Raw genomic sequence first — 24,800 nt, 5'->3', positions numbered from 1 at the left:
ATTGCCAACTCCTATTCGTCTTGTTCGCCGTCCTCAATGACATCCGCCAGCTTATTCGTGAATTGCTCGGCAGCATTCAAGCCCATCCGCTTCAATCTGAAGTTCATCGCCGCAACTTCGATAATAACGGCGAGATTCCGCCCCGGGCGAACGGGAATGGTCAGTTTTGTAATTTCCGTATCAATGATTTTCATTTTTTCTTCTTCAAGTCCGAGACGGTCGTATTGTTTCCCTTGCTCCCAAAGCTCAAGGTCCATGACGATTGTAATTCTTTTATTGCTTCTGACGGCGCCCGCTCCGAACAGCGTCATGACATTTATAATGCCGAGCCCCCTGATTTCGAGCAGATGCTCAATCAGATCAGGCGCGTTCCCGACAAGGGTATCCTGATCCTCCTGCCGGATTTCAACGCAGTCATCCGCGACAAGACGATGGCCTCGTTTGACAAGCTCCAGCGCCGTTTCACTTTTACCGACTCCGCTTTTTCCCGTAATGAGCACGCCGACGCCGTATATATCCACAAGCACGCCGTGAATGGCCGTTGTCGGCGCGAGACGGCTCTCAAGAAAATTCGTCAGCCTGCTTGACAGCCTGGTTGTTTTCAGAGGGGATCTGAGCACAGGCACACCGTTTTGCTCGGAAGCTTCTACAAGCTCCGGCGGGATCGGCATATCTCTGGAAAGTATGATAGCCGGCGTCACATCGGTGCACAGCGATTTCATCCGCTGTTTCTTATCTTCCTCGGGAAGCTGATCAAAAAATGACAGCTCCGTTTTTCCTAAAAGCTGCACCCGTTCTCTCGGGTAATATGTAAAATAACCGGCGATTTCAATACCGGGCCGTGATAAATCACTCATCGTAATCGGGCGGTTAATCCCTTCTTCTCCGCTGATCAATTCTAAATGGAACTGCTCCATTACGTCTTTGGTCCGAACCTTTGCCAAGATATGTTCCTCCTGTTCTGGGATGTTCCGAGCTTTGAACAGTTATATTTTATCACTTTACCGTCTGAACCAAAACAGATTTATACAATTCCGGCATAACTGGTCTAGATAACTAGTCTGAAAAAGAGTAAAATAAAACTAACAACTAACCAGAAAGGCGTGTTTTAAAGTGGCTGAAAGCTTGTTAATCAGCGGTGCGGACATCGTAACAGAAGAAGAAATCATCCGAAACGGATTTCTCGGTATAAAGAACGGCATCATTTCTTACGCGGGGAAAACAAGACCGCAAGAAACGTATGAGAAGGAATGGAAGGCGCCCGAGGGTTCGTATGCACTTCCCGGAATGATTGATATCCATATTCACGGCGGATACGGCGCGGATACGATGGATGCTGATGTTGCAGCTCTTGATACAATGTCCGCCCGGCTGCCCGAAGAAGGAACAACCTCTTTTTTAGCGACAACGATCACACAGCAGCACGAAAACATTGAAAAAGCGCTCGTCAACGCCAGAAAATGGGCGTCTTCCTCACCGCAGGCCCAAAAAGGCGCTGAGTTGATCGGCATTCATTTAGAAGGACCGTTTGTCTCTCCGAAAAAGGCGGGAGCACAGCCGAAACAATGGATTACTCCTGCTGATGCCGGGCTCTTTCAGAAATGGGAGCGGCTCTCGGGAGGGCTGATCAAAATTGTGACGCTTGCGCCGGAAGAAGATCCTGATTTCAGCCTGATCCGTTATTTAAAAAAACAAAACATCATCCCGTCAATGGGACACACAGACGCGGGAGCCGAGCTTTTACAAAAAGCGGCGGATGCCGGGGCGGTGCATATGACGCACCTCTTCAACGCCATGAGCTCCTTTCATCACCGTGAGCCGGGGGGCATCGGTACGGCTCTCGCCTGCGGCCGCATCACGGCGGAGCTGATCACTGACGGCATTCATTCCCATCCTCTGGCTGTAAAGCTTGCCTATTTGGCGAAAGGAAGCCAAAACCTGATCATGATTACAGACTCCATGCGGGCAAAAGGGCTTAAGGACGGAGAATACGAGTTCGGCGGACAAAAAGTCACCGTTCGCGGGGACACGGCGCTTCTCTCTGACGGGACGCTGGCCGGTTCCATTTTAAAAATGAATGAAGGCGCAGCGCTCATGCGCAGGTTTACAAACTGCTCATGGCCGGATATAGCAAATATGACATCGGCAAATGCGGCCCGCCGCCTCGGCATATTCGACCGTAAAGGAAGCATCGCCGAAGGAAAAGACGCCGACGTTGTTCTGACGGACGGACAGTGCGGTTTGCTGGCAACGATTTGCCGCGGAAACACCGCATATATCTCAAGGGAGGCTGATTGGACATGAACGTTATCACATGCAGACATTATGAAGAATTAAGTGAAAAAGCCGCAGCGATTATCGCTGAAACAGTGAAACAAAAGCCGGATGCCGTTCTCGGCCTTGCGACGGGGGGCACTCCTGAAGGCGTATACAAAGAACTTGTGCGGATGCACCGCTCAGAGGGCTTGTCATTCCGAAATGTCACGACGATCAACCTTGATGAATACGCCGGGCTTTCTCCCGAGGACAAAAACAGCTATCATTATTATATGAATACACATTTTTTTGCACATATCGACAGCCGAAAGGACCGCCACTTTCTCCCTGACGGACGGGCAGACGATCTTGATGCCGAATGCGGACGCTATGACCGATTGATTCAAACACTCGGCGGAGCGGATATACAGCTTTTAGGCATCGGACACAACGGCCATATCGGCTTTAATGAACCCGGGACGCCATTTGAATCCCGAACCCATGTTGTTGAGCTGAATGAAGAGACAAGACAGGCGAATGCGCGGTACTTTCCGTCAATTGATCAAGTCCCTGTAAAAGCCCTGACAATGGGGATCGGGACGATTTTGTCCGGCAAACGGATTTTGATCATGGCATCCGGAAAAAGCAAGGCCCACGCGGTGAAGCAGCTTCTGGACGGGCGCATCAGCGAAGCATTCCCCGCCTCCGCCCTGCACGCGCATCCGGATGTGACGGTCTTGATTGATGAAAAGGCTGCGGGCGGCGATTGAAAGGATTTGACCTATGCAGATTGATAAACAATCTCCGATTCCGATTTACTTTCAGATTATGGAACAATTAAAAACACAAATCAAAAACGGCGAGCTGAAAGCGGATGCGCTGCTTCCGTCGGAGCGGGAATACGCCGAACAATTCGGCATCAGCCGAATGACGGTGCGCCAGGCGCTTTCCAATCTGGTGAATGAGGGATTTTTATACAGACAGAAAGGCCGGGGAACGTTCGTCAGCAAACTGAAGATGGAACAGCCGCTTCAAGGGCTGACAAGCTTTACGGAAGATATGAGAAGCCGGGGCATGAAGCCGGGGAGCAGACTTGCCGAATACCAGCTGATTCAGGCGACGGAAGAATTATCTTCTATCCTGGGATGCGGCTATCCGGCAACGCTTCATAAAATTATCCGCGTCCGGCTGGCAAATGATATCCCGATGGCGATTGAGGCATCGTACATCCCGTTTGACAAGGCGGGAAAACTGGACGCCTCCCATTTTCAATCATCCATGTATGAGCATATTGAAGCGTACAATCAGATGCCGATCTCACGGGCAAAACAAGAGCTTGAACCGGGAGCCGCTTCCGAGGAAGAAGCTGAGCTGCTCGGTATCCAGCCCGGCGCCCCCGTCCTCTATATCAAGCGGACCACTTATCTTCAGGACGGCACTGCCTTTGAGCACGTCAAATCCGCCTACAGAGGCGACCGCTACACATTCGTGCATTATATGGACAGGGTGTAATGAAACATCTCCAACCGTTACGGGTTGGAGATGTTTTTTTGATCTGCCATTTTCAAATCAAGCCGGTGAATGTTCTCTATGACTCTGTCAAAACAAAGAGGCCGGGGTTCTGGTAGCTATTTTTATAAAGAAAAGAGTCATAAAATGCTACCCTCTGTTTTGGACAATATACGGAACCTGTTTTGAAATCAGCAGCAGCGGTTCTTTGTTTTTATGAGCCAGTGAAAACATGATTGCGCCTTCAATCATCGAGTTGATTGTCACCCCGAGCTTCTCCGCTTCCTCTTGTTCAAACCCATGCTCAAGAAATTTTGCCGCAAACACATCCGTCCACTTCTTGAACACCTCAACACATGTGCATCTTAACGTTTCATTGATCAGAGCGGTCTCGCCCGCCAGCAATCCAACCGGCACGCCCTCAATATTCTGCGGATCATTAAACTGTTCAGCCGTTACATGAATAAAGTGCTGAATCGCTTCTATAGGGTCCGCGAATTGAGACATACTATTCTGTATTTGCTTTTCAACGCATCTTCCCGTATATTTGATCGCCGCAATGGCGAGTTCTGCTTTTCCGTTTGGAAAGTGATGATACACAGACCCTCTGGGTGCTCCGCTCTCTTTTATAATTTGGTTCAAACCAGTCGCATGGTATCCCTGAATCTGAAAAAGATATGCAGAGGTTTGAATAATTCTTTCTTTTGTCCCGGTTTTACTGTTCATTATGTTTCCTCCTGCATATTACGAAAACCAATCGATTTTAGTATAGAAAAGGGACATAAAAAAGTCAAAAGCACTTATTACAGCAGGGCGCCGCCATTTACGTACAGAAAAAATCCTGCTGACCGTCAGATTTTCTTCTGAGCGATCAGCAGGCTGTATTTTTTTCGTTATGGGTTTGAGGCATGCCTGAAATCAAACTGATCCGGAGCCGGGCGATACGGCGTATTTCCCGTTTTGAACATCCACAGCGGTGATATTGTTTTGCCGTTGTACGGGTCCTTAACGACGGTGTACCAGTAATAAACGGAATCAGACTGCAGGCCGTCCCAGATCCAATTTGCGGTTTTTCCGCTTTTTACGTGTTTTTTATGACCGAGCAGTTCGTTCGTATAGACGTTGCATTCAAAATAATCGGTCGCCACCCTTTTCCTCTTCGGCTGTAAATCCATTTCTGCTGAGAATTCGTCTTTATCAGCGAACAGATCGGTGTCATAGTAATTGATGTCATCCGTGTACGGCGAGTAGGAGAACATGTGAACCTGATTGGCAGCCTGATCGAATTGCATCATGCGCATAAAGCCCTGCCCCCCTTCCGGACCGTCCTGGTAGTCGGTCAGAATTTGGTGGACGAGGCGGTCCGGTTTTCCGTCCCCGTCATCGTCAAGCGCATCGGTTTTTTTCATGGCATTATGGTAATGGCCGCTTAATACCATCGCCACATTGCGATTCGGCTTGACGACTTTTCGATAGATCGTTTCCCCGATCGGGCTTCGATTCCCGCTCACAAGCAAGTACTCATGAAAGCATAAGATGGCGGTTCGGTCCGGATACCTCTTCAGCACTTGATTGATCCAGTCAATCTCTTGTTCCGTAATGCCCCAGCCCATATAAATCATAATAAAATCGTTCCCGCTTGCCGACAGCAGATCATAATGCCCGCGGTTATTTTTGTATGATCCGCCGTAATGCATGTTCTGTTCAAACCGGCGGCTCCCGAAGAAATCCCCGAAGGTTCGGTATGTGCCGTCTTTATGGCCGACGTCGTGATTGCCGGCAAGCACTCCGTACGGAATCCCCGCCTTATCAAGCGTCCGCATGGAGTGATCGGCGTTTTTCCACTGTTTCATCACCATTGAATCATCGACGATATCACCAGTATGAAAGACATATTTAATATTGTGCTTTTCCTTATTTTCTTTGATCCACTCCGTCATTTTGTCAAAAATGTGCGGGTGCCCTTGTGCGTAATACTGTGTATCCGACATCCAGACAAACGTATAATTGCCTTTCGCAGGTATTTGATCCTGCACGATGACATTCATTTTTGAGTTCTTCACCACATCCGCTGCGGAAACGGCGGCTTTTAATGTAAACGGCTTTTTATCTTTGGCAAGGACGCTGTCCGCCTCCTGCCAGCGGCTTGTCCGGTAATTCCAAATATACATGGTTACCTTTCGGCCGGGCAGAGAGCTTCCTTTCCAGACCGCCTCGGCCAGATCCGTTTCGTCGATAGACGGGTCAACGGAGACTTCGAATCGGTGATAAGGAAAACGCTCCATACTTTCCGTCGAAACGGTTTTTCCGTCATTTGCCGAGATGCGGTTCATTTCCGGCAGGGTAAACGGCATTTCATTTTCTTTTATGCCCCTCGGCGGTTCCGTTAATGAGGCGTGTTTATACACTTTCACGCTGCCCGGATTCCGCGCGGTATAACGGAAGCCCCGGTAAAATGATACATTCATGTCATCCTTCGTCGGGTCTTTTACCCGGACGGACAGCTTTGCTTTGTGGGCGCCGATTTTTTGATCGGCAAGCTCCGGCTGGTTCGGCTCCTCCCGTTTGATATGGAAGGTGCGGACGGAGGTTGTTTCATTTCCGGCAAGGTCTGCCGCAATGATGGTAAGGGTATGTTTTCCGGGCTTAAGATCGGCTGATGACGTGTGATGCGGGAGCGTAATGCTTTCTCCGTCCAAAAACGCTTTGACCTCTTCTACTTTGCTCCATTTGTCACGGATATCCGCATTCAGCTCAACATTACCTTTCAGCGCCGCGCCTTCTTTAATATTCGGGACAATCTTCGGCCCCGTATTGTCCACCCGCACAGACTGGCTCAGCTGCTCCTCACCGTCGCTAACAAAAATGTGGTGATAGCCTTCCGAAAGCTTCGCCGTGTTCCACGGCAGCAGCCGTGACGTAAACAAATGATCCGGCAGGCTGAATGAGAAGGTCTTCTGCTGATTCGCCCGCCTGCCGTCACCGATAAACAGCTGCTCAGCCGGGTCCGTCTTCCCATCTTTGATCACCGTTCCGTCGGAAAGCACCAGACGGGCATGTTTCACGACAAAATCATCCCGATTCTCTCCCGTGTCATATGGAGAAACCTTTGAGCCCGAACGGATGGATACTTTCTGTGTTTTGCCCCCTTTTTGCAGCAGACGTTCCGGAAGGAGAACCGAGTGTGTTCTGTAGCGGTGAGACGGATCGTCAAAAATGTGCAGCACCTCGTTTTCCATCATGACGGTGTTTTGAAAATAAAGATTCGTTTTCCGGGCATCGAAGGCGAAATAGACTTCTTTTTCCAAGGCCGGCCGGGTCTCCTGCCGTTTGCCGTCAATCCACAGCTTGATCTTATCGGGGCTGACGTCGGAAGTCGCTTTGAGCAGATAGGTGCCGGATATCGTATCTTCGGGTTCAACATTCATTCTGAGTCCGTGTGATTTGCTCGTCTGTTCAATGTCAATCATCTTGACGGGCGTTTTTGCTTCATTTTCTCCATCACTGGCTGCGATATAATACTCAAGCTGATCCTGGCCGAGCAGTTCCGGGGAATAAAGAATGTGATGGTATAAGCTGTCGTTGCGGTCTTTTTCGGCCAGAATTCGTTTGAATGGTTTTTTCTCATTGGTCCGGTAATAAAACGCGGCTGTTTTGACAAGGTTTTTGTCTTTTATGTCAGCCTTTAATTCAATGCTTTCAGCGGGCCGGACGGGCTTTCTGTCTGTAAGGTCTTCGATGACCGGTTTTTCCTTGTCGGGTTTTATCACCCTTTTCTGCTGCGGGATCTGCGCCTGAAAAACGGAGCCCGGTGACGGCTTATGCTCGCTCGTGGAGATCTTCAGCAATTCTCCCGTTCCGTTCAGCGGATATTTGTACAGTAAAGAAGTCAGCCGGCGGAAAGCGTGTTTACGGTAATGCGCTGAGGCGATACCCTTTCCGGTATTTGCCGACAGCACCACCGTACGCGGGCGGCCGTTGGACATTCCGTCCGTCCCTTCGATGACGGCGAGATGTTTTCCCTCCTTCAGGCGTGTCCCGTAATAGCGGTTGAAATCATCTATCGTCAGTTCTGATGCGGCGCGTCTCAGCCAAAACACGTAAGTCCCGCCTGACGGAATGACGGTATCTTCTTTCGGCCTCCATATCATATCTGATTCCGGCCCTTCCTTCGGATAGCGGTAGCGGATATGATAGTCTTTAAAATGAATGGGCCTGTCCGTCGTGTTATACACCTCGATAAATTCATAGGCATCAGCGCCGTCTTCATTTTTCGTATCAACCGCAAGTTCCGTAATCATCAGCTCGGGAATATGATTCAAATCGGCTTGATAGCCGTCCAGCTTCAGCCGCTTTTTCTCCGATTCCGCCCGCTGTCTGCCATTGGTGAAAACGAGGTAATATTCCAATTCTCCATTCCAGATATCCCGTTTTGAAACCTGGGCCGTAAACAGCCGGATTGCGCCTGGCGCGGGCTCCATCGGCACCATTTTAAACCCCAGCTCATTGCTTTGTTTATAAAAAAGAAACGCCGAAAACGCTTGATAGTCAGCATTCCGTACATGAGCCTGTATGAACAGGTTTCTTTTCATTTCCGCCTTTACTTCGATTTGGGGAGGGTTCTCCAGAAGCGGTATGTAATGAGGCGGCTGTCCGAATTCCTGCTGATTCACGGGGATTGCCGATTCTTTGCGCGCCGCATCCGCAGAAGGACTCACACAAAGCAAACCAATCAGAAAAAAGAGCGTCATCACAAGTTTCATCTCATTACCTCCCTATGCATTATGTTGCGTCAGGAGGCCGCCGCTTATGTAAAACGCACATAAAAAAGCTGCCCTCTCGGGACAGCTCGTTTTTTACCCTTTTCTAAGCGGCTCCAATATGCCTTTTTGGATCAGCAAGTGGAAAACGGACAGCACGACGGATGCCCAAATGGCGGTGCCGAACCCATCAATCTGAAAGCTGTCTCCCATCAAGGCTGCGGTCATCATTAACGTAATGGCGTTGATGACAAACAGAAAGAGGCCGAGGGTCACAACCGTGACAGGCAATGTCAATATGACGATGATCGGTTTGATCAGCACATTTAACACAGAAAGAATCACACTGGCGATGACAGCCGCTCCGATACTGCTGATATGGACGGAATCAAAATATCCCGCGATAACGATTAATAATAACGCATTTACTAAAATGCTGACTGCCCATTTGATCATTTATTTCAAATCTCCTTCTAAAGGTACAACAAAACACCAGATAATATATACAATCGGCACGATTCCCGGCATGACAAGCGCTAATACAACGGTGATAATGCGCAAAAGCGACGCATCCATATTGATGTACTCCGCCAAACCGCCGACGACGCCGGCAATTTTACGATTTTTTTCTGAACGGTAAAGTCTTTTCATCCAATCACCTCTGAGTATGCTTGAGCTTAATGGCTCCTGTTAACGATTCTGAGAAAATCGAGAGATGCTGATCATGGCCTTGATTTGATGCCAGCATCAGTTCTTTTTGAATGGTATCATTCTTTTCCTTTAAAATTTCCGCATCAATCAGCTCATGGCTGAGAGAGCCGAGATTGCTTTTCAGCTCCGCTTTCACCGCCGAATCATCAGGCAGAGCGATCTCCACGTTTCCGGTCGTCGTTTTCGTGTAGATGGAGCGGCAGTGCGGCGCTGTCACGGTAAGCATGATATTGCCGTTAAAGCTTTGAACGTCAATGGATTCACTCGATCCGCGCAAATCAATCAAGCCGTTGATCGTTTCCGCTTCAATCGCTCCGCATTGATGTCCGGCCAGTTTGATTTGTCCGTTAGCTGTTTCCGCCGACGCTTTATCAGCCGTCAAATGAGAAAATGACAGAACGCCGTTTGTCGTTTTCGCCGAGAATTCTTTTACATGTAAATGTTCCCCTCTGATCGGTCCGTTAAACAGCTTCACTCTTATCTTATCGTACTCTTTCTGGGGAACATAAAGCGTGAGATTGGTTTTCATCGTTTTCTTTTCCGTGCGGACAAAAAACTTATTGCCCTTCACTTCACACTCAATGTGCTGAAGAAATGCGGTGCGCGCCGCCTCCTGACTGTCCGCCCGGTACACTTTCGCCTGGCACTCCGCTCTGATATCTTCATCCGCCCACGGCACGATATTGACGCTGCCGTTTGCGATCTGCATATCAATGGCCGAGAATTCACTGTCTTTAAATTGAAAAATATGCTGCACTTCGTGTGCGTGGCCGAAATTCAGATCAAGATCCGCTTCCTTCACTTTTTTGACGGCAGAATCAATCCAGTCGAACAGCTTCGCCCCGAGCGACGGCTTTTGGCTTCCTTTTGCCCCGCTTTCGAAATCTTCCGCAGGTTCCTGGACCTCCGCAGATAATGCGGTGATCTGCTCTTCTTTTTCTTTATATTCATGATCCAGTTTTTCAATGAGCGTCAGTGCTTCCTGCGCCGTCAGCATGCCGTTTTCCACAAGCTTTAAAATCCGTTCTTTCTCCTGTTTCATACAAAACTCCTCCCCCGACTTTTCTTACACCTGGCGTAACACCTTAATTCCCTGCACGATATTCCAAATGACCATTCCGATGAGGATCAGAAAATAAACAGCTGCTCCTGTTATCATAACAAAAACGGGCACCATACTCTCCCCTTGAGCCGTAATCAATCCGCCGACAACACCCGCGGTCACAATCAGCAATCCCGCAAACGGAATGATATGGGAAATCAGAGCGCGCATGGCATGCCGCTTCGTCTCTTTTTCATCGACGACAAAGTAAGCCACAATCGGAAGAATGAGCGGCGCGAGAAACACGCTGAAATAACAGATTGATGCGATAATCGCTTGATTTCGGTTCAATAAAAACACTCCCTGTGCCGTAATGTAAAAACCCTTCCTTATACATACGTATGACGAATGGGCGGGTTTCATTTTCATGCTAAGGACATGCTTCGTTATACGTAATTTTTGATTTCAGAGATTTCACTATAGAATCTTTTCCCCGAACCGATTACAATATGTAACAAAGCCTGACCGTATGCAAGGAGGACATACAAATGGAGAAAGATCCCGAAAACGCCCAAGTAACGGAAGAGAGTCTTCGAAATTTAATTCGCGAACAGAAAAGAATGAACAGCGAAATGCTGGCTGAATTGGAACAGATCAAAGCAGCCCCTCTTCCCATTTCCCATGATATCCAATATATAAAAGTGCTGCTGGACAGCAGCAGCACCCATATTCTGCAGGACTTAATGCATTTAAGCAGACAGCTTCCCCAACAGAAAAAAAGCCTGTAACAACAACAGCCCAAAACGCGATGAGTTTTGGGCTGTTTTTATTGATCTATTACGTGGCTGCCGTTTCTTTTTCGGCCAGCAATGTTTTCATTCGTTTTCTATCACGTTCCATTACCGGTTTCAGATAGCGGCCCGTATATGATTCTTTCACTTCGACAACTTCTTCAGGCGTCCCGGAGGCTACGATCATGCCGCCGCCCGCTCCGCCTTCAGGTCCCAGATCGACGATGTAGTCCGCCGTTTTAATGATATCGAGATTATGTTCAATGACCAAAACGGTATCTCCGTTATCGACGAGTCTTTGAAGCACAACCAAAAGCCTTGCGATATCATCAACGTGGAGGCCTGTCGTCGGTTCGTCCAAAATATACAGCGTCCGGCCGGTGGAACGCTTATGCAGTTCGGAAGCAAGCTTGACGCGCTGCGCTTCTCCGCCTGACAGCGTCGTCGCCGGCTGGCCGAGCGTCACATACCCGAGTCCGACATCGGCAAGCGTTTGAAGCTTGCGTTTGATTTTCGGGATATTTTCAAAGAAAGACAGAGCATCTTCCACCGTCATATCCAGAACGTCAGAAATGCTTTTTCCTTTGTATGTGACCTCCAGCGTCTCCCGGTTGTAACGTTTGCCGTGGCACACTTCACACGGAACGTACACGTCAGGAAGGAAGTGCATCTCAATTTTGATGATGCCGTCGCCGCGGCAGGCCTCACAGCGCCCGCCTTTTACATTAAAACTGAACCGGCCTTTTTTATAGCCGCGCACCTTTGCTTCATTTGTCTGCGCGAAGACATCGCGGATATCATCAAACACGCCCGTGTAAGTTGCCGGGTTTGATCTCGGTGTCCGGCCGATCGGCGCCTGGTCGATGTCGATCACCTTATCAAGGTGGTCAAGGCCTTTGATTTCTTTATGGCTTCCCGGTTTCGCTTTGGCTTTATGAAGCTTTTGCGCAAGCGCCTTATGCAGAATTTCATTCACAAGCGTGCTTTTTCCGGAACCGGACACACCTGTCACCGCCGTAAAAGTGCCGAGCGGGAATTTGGCGTTCGCTTTTTTCAGGTTGTTTTCTGAAGCGCCTTTGATTTCAATGAACCGGCCGTCAGGCTTTCTTCTCTCCGGAGGCATAGGGATGAATTGAGCCCCTGACAAATAACGTCCGGTCAGAGAGTCCGCATCATTCATCACTTCTTCAGGCGTCCCCGCCGATATGACGCGGCCGCCGTGAATGCCGGCGCCGGGACCGATATCTATCAAATAATCGGCAGCCATCATCGTATCTTCATCATGCTCCACGACAATCAGTGTGTTGCCGAGATCCCTCATGTTTTTCAGCGCGCTGATCAGACGGTCATTGTCACGCTGGTGAAGGCCGATGGACGGCTCATCAAGAATGTACAGGACGCCTGACAAACGGGAGCCGATCTGCGTCGCAAGCCTGATGCGCTGGGCTTCTCCGCCTGACAGCGTTCCCGCCGCCCGGCTCAGCGTCAGGTAATCAAGACCGACTTTATCTAAGAAGCTGAGCCGCTCCACAATCTCTCTTAAAATTAAATCGGCAATCTGCATATCTTTCTCAGACAGCGTCAGGTTTTTGAAAAATTCCAGCGCATCGCCGACGGAAAGCTCGGTAATGGTGCCGATATGGCGCCCGTTTACCAAAACGGCAAGCGCTTCTTTCTTCAGCCGGTAGCCTTTGCACGTCGGGCACGGCTTCTGTGACATGTACTGCTCCATCTGTTCACGGATATAATCGGAGCTTGTCTCTTTATACCGTCTCTCAATATTGCGCAGCACGCCTTCAAATTCAATTTCATTTTCGCGCACTTGTCCGAAATCATTCTCGTATTTAAAGTAGATCCGTTCATCGCCGCTGCCGTACAGCACTTTATCAAGCTGATGCTTCGGCAGGTCTTTGACCGGAGTCTCCATATCAATGCCGTAATGGCGGCAGACCGCCTGAAGCAGCTGCGGATAATATTGTGAACTGATCGGCGTCCACGGCGCGATGGCGTGTTCTTTTAATGACAGCTCAGGATTGGGAATGACGAGCTCAGGGTCCACTTCCAGCTTCAAGCCGAGACCGTCACAAGTCGGGCAGGCGCCGAACGGGCTGTTAAACGAAAACAGCCGGGGTTCAAGCTCTCCGATAGAAAAACCGCACAGCGGACAGGCGTGATGCTCGCTGAACATCAGCTCCTCCTGACCGATGATATCTATCATGACACGGCCTTCCCCTAAGCGGAGCGCGGTTTCCAGTGAGTCGGAAAGCCGGGCGGCAACCCCTTCCTTGACGACAATCCGGTCAATGACTACTTCAATGGAATGCTTTTTGTTTTTTTCAAGTTCAATCTCGTCGGAAAGCTCGGCCATTTCTCCGTCAATCCGCACCCTTACGTAACCTTGCTTTCTGATTTGGTCAAGCGCTTTGACATGGGCGCCTTTTCTGCCTGAGATGATCGGCGCAAGCACTTGAAGCTTCGTCCGCTCCGGATATTCAAGAATCCGGTCAACCATCTGTTCAATCGTTTGCGACGTAATTTCAATGCCGTGCTCCGGGCAGTGCGGCTTCCCGACTCTCGCGTACAGCAGCCGGAGATAATCATAAATCTCCGTTACCGTTCCGACGGTTGACCGCGGATTGCGGCTCGTCGTTTTCTGGTCAATGCTGATCGCCGGAGAAAGCCCTTCGATCGCATCAACGTCCGGCTTATCCATCTGCCCTAAAAATTGGCGCGCATAGGCAGAAAGCGATTCAACATACCGCCTCTGTCCTTCCGCGTAAATGGTGTCAAAGGCAAGGGATGATTTTCCCGATCCGGACAGCCCCGTCACGACGACGAGCTGATCCCGCGGAATCGTTACATCAATGTTTTTTAAATTGTGCGCCCTTGCGCCTTTCACCTCGATCCGGTCAATTGCCATGTGTTCATCATCCTTCCGCTTTAAGCTCTAACAGTAAATCACGAAGCTCTGCCGCCCGCTCGAAATCAAGCGCTCTGGCCGCTTCTTTCATTTCGTGCTCCATTTGCTCAACGACTTTCTGGCGTTCTTTCTTCGTCATCTTCGCCAGTTTAGGCGCGGCTTTTGTTTTATATTCTTCTTTATCCTCAGCGGCCTGCGTCGCGCGGATCACATCGCGGATTTCCTTATTGATCGTTTGCGGCGTAATGCCGTGAATTTCGTTAAAGCGCTCCTGCTGTTCCCGGCGGCGCTTCGTTTCATTAATCGCGATTTCCATCGAATTCGTGATTTTATCGGCATACATGATAACGCGGCCTTCCGCGTTTCGTGCCGCCCGTCCGATCGTCTGAATCAGCGAACGCTCAGAACGGAGGAAGCCTTCTTTATCCGCATCGAGGATGGCGACAAGTGACACTTCCGGAATATCAAGCCCTTCCCTCAGCAGGTTGATGCCGATTAACACATCATGTTTTCCGAGGCGGAGGTCACGGATGATTTCAATCCGTTCAAGCGTCTTAATCTCGGAATGCAGATAATTGACCTTGATGCCGATTTCCTTGAGATAATCGGTCAGATCCTCTGACATTTTTTTCGTTAAAGTCGTCACGAGAACGCGTTCATTCCGTTCAATCCTCGCCTGTATCTCGCCGATCAGATCATCAATCTGTCCTTCGATCGGCCGGACGTCAATGAGGGGATCGAGGAGTCCCGTCGGTCTGATGATCTGCTCGATCATTTCCGGCGTATGCTCAATTTCATACGGTCCCGGAGTCGCCGACACGTACACGATATTGTGCATGTGTTTCTCAAATTCCTCGAATCGGAGCGGACGGTTGTCAAGCGCTGACGGGAGGCGGAACCCGTGATCGACAAGCACCTGTTTTCTCGCCTGGTCACCGTTGAACATGCCGCGCACCTGCGGAATCGTCACATGTGATTCATCAACGACAATCATAAAATCATCCGGAAAATAATCAAGCAGCGTATACGGCGTAGAGCCCGGCGGACGGAGTGTCAAATGTCTTGAATAGTTCTCGATCCCTGAGCAAAAACCCATTTCCCGCATCATTTCAAGATCATATCTCGTCCGCTGCTCAAGCCGCTGCGCTTCAAGGAGCTTGCCGTTTTCGTGCATCACTTTCAAGCGCTCCTCAAGCTCCTGTTCAATATTCAGAATCGCTTTTTCCATCTTTTCCGCACGGGTGACGAAGTGGGAAGCCGGGAAAATCGCGACATGGTCACGGTCGCCGAGAATTTCTCCGGTCAAAGCGTCGACCTCTCTGATCCGCTCAATTTCATCTCCGAAAAATTCCACTCTGATACAATGTTCGTCACGGGAAGCCGGGAAGATTTCCACAACGTCTCCGCGCACGCGGAACGTACCGCGCTGAAAGTCGATATCATTGCGGGCATACTGGATATCCACAAGCTTTCTCAGCAGCTCGTTCCGCTCAATCTCCATTTCCGGCCTGAGCGACACAACCATTTCCCGGTATTCTTCAGGCGAACCGAGACCGTATATGCATGACACACTCGCGATAATAATGACATCTCTCCGTTCAAACAGAGAGGACGTCGCGGAGTGTCTCAGTTTATCAATTTCATCATTAATGCTTGCGTCTTTCTCTATAAAAGTATCCGTTTGAGGCACGTACGCCTCCGGCTGATAGTAATCGTAATAGCTGACAAAATATTCGACAGCATTGTTCGGGAAAAACTCCTTAAACTCGCTGTACAGCTGTCCGGCAAGGGTTTTGTTATGGGCAATGACCAGTGTCGGTTTATTCACTTCTTTAATCAGATTGGACACGGTAAAGGTTTTGCCCGTCCCTGTCGCACCCAGGAGAGTCTGGTGTTTTCTGCCTTCCTGTATGCCTTTGACAAGCTTCTCAATCGCTTGCGGCTGATCTCCCTGGGGCTGATATTTCGAGACTAACTCAAAACGATCTTTCACAAAAAAGCCTCCGTTTCTTTACGAAATCTTCCTATTGATATAGTAACACAATGACGGGCAAAATCACTAAAAATACGAACTAAAGTTCGATGGTTTGTTTTTACCAAGTCAATTTTTGTATAAAAAACCTGCTTTTATGGCGTAAAAGCAGGCATTCTATTTCATATTCACCATGTCAGGCATTGTCTTTCTTTTTGTCTGCTTCTTTTTTGGCCATGTACAGCCCTCCGGCCACCAGCGATACGACATCCAATCCAACGATAAAATACGTTTCGGTGTAACCCTTTAAATAGGATGCGAAAAGCAGTGCGGCTGTGAGAGCGATCGCCACATAGTGGTTAAACGTGACGCGCGTAAAAAGGACGACCAGCATAAAAGGGAAACATAATGCAAAAACGGCTTTTGTAATCACAAAAACCCTCCTCGGGAATTCTTCATCTCATCTGATTATAGTAAAAAATGAAGAATCGGACAATCGTTCCCCTGCTATCACAATACCCTTTTTCAGCAGTCTTCAATCATCTGTCAAAAAAATTGTGAATATAAATCCATTGAACCATTAACCAGATGAATCGAATTACCTTTCTTCAGCCGAAAGGATGAGAAGGTTTAGGTCTTTGTATCTTTGACAGTTTCTTCCTACCTCTTTACAATGTAATGATAGTGTTTACTATCATTTTCTTGGATGAGGAAAAAAAAGGGGGTCATACCGCATGTATTCAGTGCGATTTCAAAAAGCGGAAGAATCGAGCCGCTCTGCAGGAGCAAAAGGAATGAACCTGATTAAACTGACGAAAAACGGACTGCCCGTTCCCGGCGGTTTTATCATTCAGACGAATGCCCTGACACGTTTTATGGAAGACAACGGGCTTCAAGCAGATCAGGAACAGATGGAGCGCGCCATTATGAACGGCACGTTTTCAAAAGAGCTTCGGGAGGAACTGACCGCGTCGTTTTATGAATTGAGAGAATCATACGCCTCTGTCGCCGTACGTTCCTCCTCCGCGTCCGAAGATCTTGAAGGCGCTTCTTTCGCTGGTCAGTACGAAACCTATTTAAATATCAAAACAGAAGAAGAGTTTCTCGGAAAAGTGAAAGAATGCTGGGCTTCCTTCTTCTCGGCGCGGGTCAGCGGTTATAAAGAGAAAATGAACAATGACACCGCAGAACCGTTAATGGGCGTTGTCGTGCAAGGGCTTATCAATTCCGAGGTTTCAGGGGTCATTTTCAGCCGCAACCCCGTCACACACGATGACGGAGAACTGATGATCAGCGCGAGCTACGGTCTCGGAGAAGCAATCGTCTCCGGCAGCGTGACGCCCGACACATTTATCGTCAATAAAGACACATTTCAGATTGAAAAAGAAATCGGCTTAAAAGAAATGTATATCGTTTCTAAAGACGAAGGCGTGACGGAAAAAGAGACGACCGCTGACATGAGAAACCGCTTCTGCCTTGATGACGAGAGCGTCAAAGAGCTTGCCATGCTGACGATAAAGACGGAAGAACTGTACGGTTATCCCGTGGATCTCGAATTCGGATTTGCCGAAAATAAGCTGTATCTGCTTCAGGCCAGGCCGATTACAACGATCGTGCAGGATCAGAAGGCGGCAGACGAAGAACGGGAATTTATCATGACGCCCCGGGATCAGAAAGATTTTTGGCTCAATATGGAGGCCAATATTGAAGGCCCCGTCAGCCCGTTATTCGCCTCACTCATTGTGCCGGCTTTGGAATACGGCCTCAAAGAGAGCACGAAGGCATTCCCTGTAATGGGCATCGAAATCGAGCGTGTCAAACTTCATCAGGGCCGTGTTTTTTCCAGACAGCATAAGACGGACGACAAGCTGCCCGCAGAACAGTTAGAAGCGCTTTTCCCCGTCTTGGCTGACCGCATGTACGATATTATTCAGGAAACCTTTCTGCCTTTTTATCAAAAGCTGGACGAACTGGCGCATACAGACCATACGCCGGAGACTGCCCTTGATGCGTTCCGAAACCTGCAAGACTTCTATTTAAAAGGATACGCAGAACATTTCAATATTGTCTTTCCGCAGGTTGCGTTAAACATGATACTGGAATCCATGTACGGACAGGTTGAGAAAGAAAACACCTCCCTTCTGTATGAAATGCTGGCTGGCGTCATGAATAAGTCATTGGAGACCGACAGACAGCTCTGGCTGCTTTCCGGACAAGTAAAAGACAGCCCTGAGCTGCGGCGCGTCTTTACGGTTTCTCATGCCGATGAGCTGCATCAGACGCTTCTGCAATCAAATGAGGGAAAACGCTTTCTCGAACAAGTCGGTCAATTTTTACAGGAATACGGCTGGAGATCCGTGAAAAGTCATGATCTCATTGAAGAAACTTGGGCGGAAAACCCTTATTTCGCTTTGGCCAACATTCAGAACTATGTCCGGAACGGATACGATTTTGACAGTGAGTTTCATAAAACGATAGAAAAACGAAAACAGCTCTACGCCGACTTTATGGATAGAATTGAAGATGACGGCTTTCGGGAGACGTTTGACCGCTATTATCAGTGGACATTGTCTTCATCCGTCATCAAAGATGATCACCATTTTTATATTGATGCGATGCTGGACGCCAAAGCGCGCCTTTGCCTTCTGAAAATCGGCGAGCTGCTTCAAAAACAAGGCGTAATCGATGATCGGGAGGATATGTGGTACTTATACAGCGATGAAGTCGAGAAAGCGCTCGTGTCGCCGGTTCCGATGCAGGAAAAAGCCGCTGAACGAAAACAGCTCTTCCAGCAATATCAATTGCTTGAAGCCCCCGCTTATCTCGGGACTCCGACTTCGGAACAGCTGAAAACGGCTGAACAGATTACCGGCTCCATCACAGAAGATGAAAAAAACACTGAACATCAAATTTACGGACTTGCGGCGTCAAGCGGAATCGCAAGCGGCCCGGTGAAAGTCATTCGTGACGCAAGTGAATTTTCCCGTTTTTCAACAGGAGACGTGCTTGTCTGCAAAATGACGACACCGCTGTGGACCAGTCTGTTCCAGGATGCAAAGGCCGTCATTACGGACACGGGCGGCATCCTGTCACATGCGGCGATCATCGCGAGAGAATACGGGCTCCCGGCCGTTCTCGGCACACGTGCCGCGACTGACAGGCTCAACGACGGAGATATCGTCACGGTGGACGGGACAAACGGCAAGATTACGATTGTCAAACGCGCTTCATGCTAGGTTTCCCTCTTTATTGATGGGCAGGGCGGGTGTATACTTGTCCTGCCAGTATTTACGCGAGGTGAAACATGTTGAGAACGACGAACAAGAGAATTATTGACGCCGCGATGAATCTGATCATCCAAAAAGGATACCGCGCAGCGACAACAAAAGAAATCGCAGAAAAAGCAAAAGTAAGCGAAGCAACGATTTTCCGTAATTTTAAAAACAAACAAGGATTAATGAAAGCCATGATTGAACAGCAGACGCCGGCTCCGGAAAGCATGATCACCAAGGCGGAAGGCGATCTGTATGAGGATCTTCTTCATTTCGCCGCGACCCTTCTGCAGCAATTGGAACAAAAAAAAGAAGTGTTCCGCATCTGCCTGCGCGAACCGGAACTGTTCGAAGACGTCCTGCAGGATATTGTCGTATATCCGCAATCCGTGAAAAAGCATTTAATCGTTTACTTTAAGGAGCTGACAAAGAAAAATATGATAAGCCCCGGCAGCGAAGAAGCTAATGCAGACGTCTTTATGACGATGATTTTCGGTTATTTTATACACCGGCTGCAGCTGGGGAAAAGAGTCATTACTCTCTCTGAGGAAACGATGCTGAAACACAGCACTGAGATTTTCATGAAAGGCATTACCGGCCGGTCATTTTCCGGCTCCAAGGAGGATGAAGGATGGGGTCAAAGAAAGAATGGGCGCTGATCGTTTCGCTTTTGCTGGGAGCCATACTCGTTCCCATCAATTCTACGATGATCGCAGTCGCCCTTTCATCCATTTCCCGCTCATTCAGCGAATCAATTGCCAGCATCACATGGGTAGTGACCGTGTATTTAATCGTGATGGCTGTGACACAGCCCATTGCCGGCAAACTCGGTGATATGTACGGAAACAAAAAAATGTATTTATGGGGCGTCGGCCTTTTTCTCATCGCATCATTGGGGTGCGCCCTCTCGCCAAGTCTTTTCTTATTGATTTTCTTCCGGGCGCTTCAGGCTGCCGGCGGAGCTTTGCTTACGCCAAACAGCATCGCCATCATCCGCCATGTCGTGTCTGAAAAACGGCTTCCGAAAGTATTCGGCTTTTTCGGCCTCGGTGCCGGGCTGGGCGCGGCTCTCGGTCCGTTTATCGGCTCTCTTTTAATTGAGAGCTTCAGCTGGCATTCGATCTTTTGGGTCAACATTCCGTTTCTTGCGATCGCACTCGTGACGGCATTAGTGATGTTTCCTAAATATAAAGAAGAAACGTCTGACGCTCCGCTTGATATCATCGGGTCCGTTTTGCTTGCCGGAAGCATTGTATCTATAATTCTTCTGACGAAAAATGAAAGCTCTTTGGGCTATTGGGTGTACGCGCTGCTCATTCTCATATTTGTTCCGCTATTTTTCAGGCGGGAGCTGCGCACGAAACATCCGATTATTGATTTTGACCTGTTTAAAAACACGACCTTTACGAGCGCCAATCTGTCGGTTCTGTTAAGCAATTTAATGATGTACGCCGTGTTATTGATTATGCCGCTCTTTATGACCGGCCACTTCAGCATGAATACGTCGCACAGCGGCATGGCGCTGTCAGTCTTTTCTGTTTTCATGTCCGCCAGCAACTGGGGCGGAGCTCAGCTGCATCAGAAATGGGGCGCGCGAAGAATGATTTTTCTGTCCTTCGGGCTGATGGCCGTAGCCAATCTCTTATTTCTGCTTTTGGTTTATTCCCATTCCGTTCCGTTTCTTATGGCATCGCTTATTGTAGGAGGCATCGCGTCAGGTGCGGGGCTGACGAGCATGCAGGTATCTTCTCTTGCGACGGTAGAACCGGGCATGTCCGGCATCGCATCCGGGATTTTTTCCACCTTCCGTTATTTCGGAAGCATTATTTCTTCAGCACTGATCGGTTTAATCTCCGGATTTCACATTCTGTTTATGATATTGATCGGCGTATCTGTGATCGGCTTGTTCGTATCACTTGGTATCAAGTCCAGGGAAACCGTTCAGACGAAAAAAAGCCATTCGGCATAACGAAAAAGGTTCCGTAAGCATCTGCTTTCCGGAACCTTTTCTAGTTTTAGAATCTTTTTATTTACAAGAGAAAAGGGGAATGTAAATGGCTGAGAGTTCCGATCAAGTTCGGCGCTGACATCGTAATCCGGCCGTGAAAAAAGCCCGGCCGCCGTGTTGTTAGCGGCACCGGGCTTAAAACTGAAAGCTTATTATTTCCAATGTTTTTTCTTAATTTTTTTCATAATTCTCCTTACTAAAACCTACCTAAAACAATTATTGAATATTACTTTTATAATTAAGCAAAATTAAGTAACAATCATTGAAGGATTCTCAGACTGATAAAATTTATTTTAAATATAATATTTCAAAACACATTCAAACTGTACAAAGAAAAGAAAGTCTAAACCAAAATCTTTTTAGATTTATATAATAACACGTCTGTCGATTATCTAAATTCTACCAAAAAATGAATGCGAAAGAGAGATTCCTCTTGTACAATGTAAGTTACCACACCAACATTGACGAAACGAGGAATCTCTCATGAACAAGAATAAGTCTCTGTATCTTTAACAATAGTATTTACAATATCATTAGGATACCGATTCAAAAAAAAATGTTCTCCTTTAAACTTATGAAATTTCACATTCCCTTCAACAACTTCACTCCATTTATGCATTTCATTGATATGAGTCGAAAAATCGCTATCCGCATAAAAAACGCTTACTCCACAACTTATTTTTTCTGCTTTGGGCTGAAACTTATAATTGTCCAAAATTATAAAATCTGCTCGCAAAATCGGAAGAAACATATCCATAATCTCTTTTGTATAAAACTCCTCTGGTATTCCCCCATATTGTTCCACCTTTGTCAAGAAAGTTTCATTAGTCATATTTTCAATGTCTTCTCTCTTTTCAAAAATATGTGGAGCATCTCGCCCAGAAAAAAACAGATGCCTTGGTTCCTTAGTTCCCATTTGCTTAAGTTTATAATATATCTCATAAGTCAATAAGGCTCCCATGCTGTGTCCAAATATAACATATTCATCGTCATATTCTAATTGTTCACTTATTCTTTTGGCGATATCTTCACTTGCTTCACCAACAGACTGGTAACAAGGCTCTGTGAATCGAGTTCCTCTTCCAGCCAATTCACATATACACAATTCATATCTATCCGGCAGTAGTTTTTTCCATTCATAATATGCATTTACCGACGCTCCAGCATATGGAATAGGAAATACTTTTATTTTATTTATTTCACTCACTCCTATGTTCAACTTGAGCCCACTATCATTACTATATAAACCTATAAGTATTCAAGATACATTTAATTGTACTTCTCTATCTCTCGCTGCTCTGCCAGCAATAAATTCACCATATCACTATAGCTATTCAAACCGTCTGTCTGATTATTTGCCTTCAGATATACGTCATTTACATTTCTTGAAATACTTGAAATAACACCCTCATACTTATCCCGGTACTGCTCATTTTGTTCTATATCATGCCGCACCGCTTTGGACAGACTGGACATTATATCAGACGCCTTATCTGGATCCACTTTCTTTAGCTCAGATATAGAATAATCAAATGCCAGAAATAAACCACTGTATAGTATCATTGGATCATCCTGCTGCTTACATGCCAGATAAGCTATAAAATTAGCCTCATCCTCATGCATGAAACCACTCTGATGTGCCAATTCATGCGCCATAGTAGCAGGCACCAAAAAAACTGGCACATTAACATTGATATTGGATTCATAAGTAAAAGGGACAAAAATACCATGTATCCCTGCATGCGACATTAGTTTTGACATCACCACTGGTTTTGGTGTTGAATATGAATGCTCCAAAACAGGATATTTCTTTGATAACATTTGCATCGAGAACACTGCGTGTTGTGCATAATAATCAAAAACCTCTGGTACATGAGCCAAAAGATCAGTATCCGCTAACTTTTCCCTTGCCAATTCCATTTCAACGGCAAGCGACTTACTCAATTTGACCAGTTCCTCCTTGCTGTAGTTCTCTTCTTTATATTCGGTATAAGACAAAAAAGAATATCTGTAATAGTTTATTCCACCCAAAATAGTATAACAAAAATATATCACGCTACAGATCGTAACGATTCCTAGAGCACCACGATAAACTACCATCCTACGTGCACCTTTACTCATGATAACCTTGCGCACAAAATAAACGATATAAAATAGAAAAAGTAACACAACCAACACGACGAGCCATTCACTAACAGAAAATGTGACCCAAGAAGGTACAAATCCTACTATTTTTGACAATAACGGATATACAGACCTACTGTATTTTTCCGCCCAATCCTGATGGTTCTGCGCGTATTTTGTCAGTATGTAAGCTATAACTCCAAGTGAAATCAACGGTAATCTCTTAAGTAAAAGCTTTTTTATAATGTACTCCCCCCTATCCAATAAATATCAGATGTACGCCATGTAACCTAGTCATATCATTTCTTTATTTCAACATACTTTTCCTCATAAAAATCATGCTTATTAGAAAAAACATATTGATTCATAAAATCTATAGGAAGCACTTCATAAGCCCAGTAGGTACCATTAGGTCTATTACTCGAAACAGCTTGTCGGGCGATTTCGGCAGCCACTGTACCCGTTAACTCTGAACTCGTTTCCATTTGTAAATTCAATCTGCACCTAACATTCTTTCCATCTTTCACTCCTGTAGCATCAATGACTAAAGCTATCCATTCCTCTTTAGGTTGCTCCTCTAAGCTAATGTCTAGTTTTTTCATTGCTTCTTCAACCGAAGACTCAAGTTGCATTTGATAAAATTGCATTGCCAAACGGAAAATATAATCATTTGCCGCTATATTGTACCAGTGAAGTTCTTGTACCGAACTAACTTCCAGAATATCAATGATCTCTTGACTTAAATACGGTTTCTTATAGACAGGAACATCCACTTCAGGTACAAATTCTTTCTGCATCATATTTATATTTTCCGTTTTAACACAATGATCACTCCAATAAGAGTCTGTTTTTCCAATTACACTATGGCCACTCATTAATATATCTGAGATAGAAGTTTTCGTATAATGTTCCGCACCACCAATATAACAATTCACATGCTTAGTTTCGTCTAATAAATGATTTATCACTCGTTTTAATAGCAGACCTGTAATTCCAGGACAAAAACCAGCTCCTATGTAATTTACACCGTTAGCTTTAAGCTCTAGCTTTTGCTCCTGATTCAATAATAAAGCATTGGAAGCATCAACATATTTTGCTCCTACTTTCATGGCTGCCTGAGCAACTCTATCTTTAATTACAAATTCAGGCCCTGCACAATTAATGACAACCGTACAATCAGTACAGAACGCAATCAAGTTCTCCCAGTCAGAAACATCCAGGAATTGGTAGTTAAAATTATTAAGGTTCATTAATGCTGTAGGTTCACGCCGCTGTCCGCCCTTAACAATAAAGTCTTTACATAAGTTCTTACAGATGACTTCACCGATCATTCCGCCACACCCAACAACTGCGATTTGCTCCATCCGTACGACACCCCTTTCATCTTATACAAGCATCAAAACTGTCCAAAAACTTATTTCATACAACCATTGAG

The 24,800-nt window shown here is 47.0% G+C and carries 20 protein-coding genes; 7 read left to right on the top strand and 13 right to left on the bottom strand.

The features are described 5' to 3' along the window. Positions 1–11 precede the first annotated feature (11 nt). On the bottom strand, positions 12–944 hold the full coding sequence (hprK, locus tag CXL14_RS06500; protein WP_003151456.1) for an HPr(Ser) kinase/phosphatase: 933 nt from the start codon (positions 942–944) through the stop codon (positions 12–14). A gap of 169 nt (positions 945–1,113) precedes the next feature. On the opposite strand from hprK, the gene nagA reads away from it, so the two are divergent. From nagA to CXL14_RS06485, 3 genes are read left to right on the top strand one after another with little or no spacing between them, the layout of a single operon-like run. Beyond that, on the top strand, positions 1,114–2,304 hold the full coding sequence (gene nagA / locus CXL14_RS06495) for an N-acetylglucosamine-6-phosphate deacetylase (protein ID WP_014418980.1): 1,191 nt from the start codon (positions 1,114–1,116) through the stop codon (positions 2,302–2,304). Then, positions 2,301–3,026: a glucosamine-6-phosphate deaminase gene (gene nagB / locus CXL14_RS06490; protein WP_014418981.1), complete on the top strand. Its 726-nt coding sequence runs from the start codon at positions 2,301–2,303 to the stop codon at positions 3,024–3,026. Before nagA ends, nagB begins: the two co-directional genes overlap by 4 nt. Before the next feature lie 13 nt (positions 3,027–3,039). After that, on the top strand, positions 3,040–3,768 hold the full coding sequence (locus tag CXL14_RS06485) for a GntR family transcriptional regulator (RefSeq protein WP_014418982.1): 729 nt from the start codon (positions 3,040–3,042) through the stop codon (positions 3,766–3,768). Positions 3,769–3,915: 147 nt separating this feature from the next. Here the strand turns inward: CXL14_RS06485 and CXL14_RS06480 are convergent, their stop codons facing one another. From CXL14_RS06480 to CXL14_RS06455, 6 genes are all read right to left on the bottom strand, one after another. Then, a complete protein-coding gene (locus tag CXL14_RS06480) occupies positions 3,916–4,491 on the bottom strand; it encodes a TetR/AcrR family transcriptional regulator (protein ID WP_007614041.1) in 576 nt (191 codons plus the stop codon). 167 nt (positions 4,492–4,658) lie between these two features. After that, positions 4,659–8,528 (bottom strand): metallophosphoesterase, encoded by a 3,870-nt coding sequence (locus CXL14_RS06475; RefSeq protein WP_014418983.1) that lies wholly within the window; start codon positions 8,526–8,528, stop codon positions 4,659–4,661. A gap of 93 nt (positions 8,529–8,621) precedes the next feature. Further along, positions 8,622–8,981: a phage holin family protein gene (locus tag CXL14_RS06470; protein WP_014418984.1), complete on the bottom strand. Its 360-nt coding sequence runs from the start codon at positions 8,979–8,981 to the stop codon at positions 8,622–8,624. Beyond that, complete coding sequence (locus CXL14_RS06465; protein ID WP_014418985.1) at positions 8,982–9,176, bottom strand: PspC domain-containing protein; 195 nt, start codon at positions 9,174–9,176, stop codon at positions 8,982–8,984. Positions 9,177–9,180: 4 nt separating this feature from the next. Beyond that, positions 9,181–10,278 (bottom strand): DUF4097 family beta strand repeat-containing protein, encoded by a 1,098-nt coding sequence (locus CXL14_RS06460; protein WP_014418986.1) that lies wholly within the window; start codon positions 10,276–10,278, stop codon positions 9,181–9,183. A 24-nt stretch (positions 10,279–10,302) separates the two neighbouring features. Then, entirely contained in the window at positions 10,303–10,629 is a 327-nt protein-coding gene (locus tag CXL14_RS06455; protein WP_003151444.1) for a hypothetical protein, read from the bottom strand. A gap of 197 nt (positions 10,630–10,826) precedes the next feature. Here CXL14_RS06455 and CXL14_RS06450 point away from each other — a divergent pair, with 197 nt between their 5' ends. Further along, positions 10,827–11,066, top strand: a complete 240-nt coding sequence (locus CXL14_RS06450; protein WP_003151443.1) for a hypothetical protein — start codon at positions 10,827–10,829, stop codon at positions 11,064–11,066. 49 nt (positions 11,067–11,115) lie between these two features. Here the strand turns inward: CXL14_RS06450 and uvrA are convergent, their stop codons facing one another. The 3 genes from uvrA to CXL14_RS06435 all read right to left on the bottom strand — a co-directional run bounded on the left by uvrA (position 11,116) and on the right by CXL14_RS06435 (position 16,394). Beyond that, positions 11,116–13,989, bottom strand: a complete 2,874-nt coding sequence (uvrA, locus tag CXL14_RS06445; protein ID WP_014418987.1) for an excinuclease ABC subunit UvrA — start codon at positions 13,987–13,989, stop codon at positions 11,116–11,118. Between the two features lie 7 nt (positions 13,990–13,996). Then, complete coding sequence (uvrB, locus tag CXL14_RS06440; RefSeq protein WP_003151439.1) at positions 13,997–15,982, bottom strand: excinuclease ABC subunit UvrB; 1,986 nt, start codon at positions 15,980–15,982, stop codon at positions 13,997–13,999. A 175-nt stretch (positions 15,983–16,157) separates the two neighbouring features. After that, positions 16,158–16,394, bottom strand: coding sequence for a CsbA family protein (locus tag CXL14_RS06435; RefSeq protein ID WP_003151438.1), 237 nt, complete (start codon positions 16,392–16,394; stop codon positions 16,158–16,160). Positions 16,395–16,695: 301 nt separating this feature from the next. On the opposite strand from CXL14_RS06435, the gene CXL14_RS06430 reads away from it, so the two are divergent. The 3 genes from CXL14_RS06430 (at position 16,696) to CXL14_RS06420 (ending at position 21,202) form a co-directional block, all read left to right on the top strand. Further along, complete coding sequence (locus tag CXL14_RS06430; RefSeq protein WP_014418988.1) at positions 16,696–19,197, top strand: PEP/pyruvate-binding domain-containing protein; 2,502 nt, start codon at positions 16,696–16,698, stop codon at positions 19,195–19,197. A 71-nt stretch (positions 19,198–19,268) separates the two neighbouring features. Beyond that, positions 19,269–19,892 (top strand): TetR/AcrR family transcriptional regulator, encoded by a 624-nt coding sequence (locus CXL14_RS06425; protein ID WP_014418989.1) that lies wholly within the window; start codon positions 19,269–19,271, stop codon positions 19,890–19,892. Beyond that, positions 19,865–21,202, top strand: coding sequence for an MFS transporter (locus CXL14_RS06420; protein WP_014418990.1), 1,338 nt, complete (start codon positions 19,865–19,867; stop codon positions 21,200–21,202). The genes CXL14_RS06425 and CXL14_RS06420 overlap by 28 nt, the downstream gene beginning before the upstream one ends. A gap of 520 nt (positions 21,203–21,722) precedes the next feature. Here CXL14_RS06420 and CXL14_RS06415 read toward each other — a convergent pair. From CXL14_RS06415 to CXL14_RS06405, 3 genes are all read right to left on the bottom strand, one after another. Next, positions 21,723–22,460 carry a thioesterase II family protein gene (locus tag CXL14_RS06415; RefSeq protein ID WP_014418991.1) on the bottom strand — a complete coding sequence of 246 codons (738 nt, stop codon included), beginning with the start codon at positions 22,458–22,460 and terminating at the stop codon, positions 21,723–21,725. A gap of 50 nt (positions 22,461–22,510) precedes the next feature. Further along, a complete protein-coding gene (locus CXL14_RS06410) occupies positions 22,511–23,578 on the bottom strand; it encodes a DUF3810 domain-containing protein (protein ID WP_032863891.1) in 1,068 nt (355 codons plus the stop codon). An 86-nt stretch (positions 23,579–23,664) separates the two neighbouring features. Then, positions 23,665–24,729 carry a saccharopine dehydrogenase NADP-binding domain-containing protein gene (locus CXL14_RS06405; RefSeq protein WP_014418993.1) on the bottom strand — a complete coding sequence of 355 codons (1,065 nt, stop codon included), beginning with the start codon at positions 24,727–24,729 and terminating at the stop codon, positions 23,665–23,667. Positions 24,730–24,800 lie beyond the last annotated feature (71 nt).

Origin of the sequence: Bacillus sp. SJ-10 (assembly GCF_002843505.1) — a bacterium.
GTDB classification, from domain to species: domain Bacteria; phylum Bacillota; class Bacilli; order Bacillales; family Bacillaceae; genus Bacillus; species Bacillus velezensis.
Note: the sequence above shows the minus strand (reverse complement) of the source record. Positions and strands in the feature narration are given on the sequence as shown.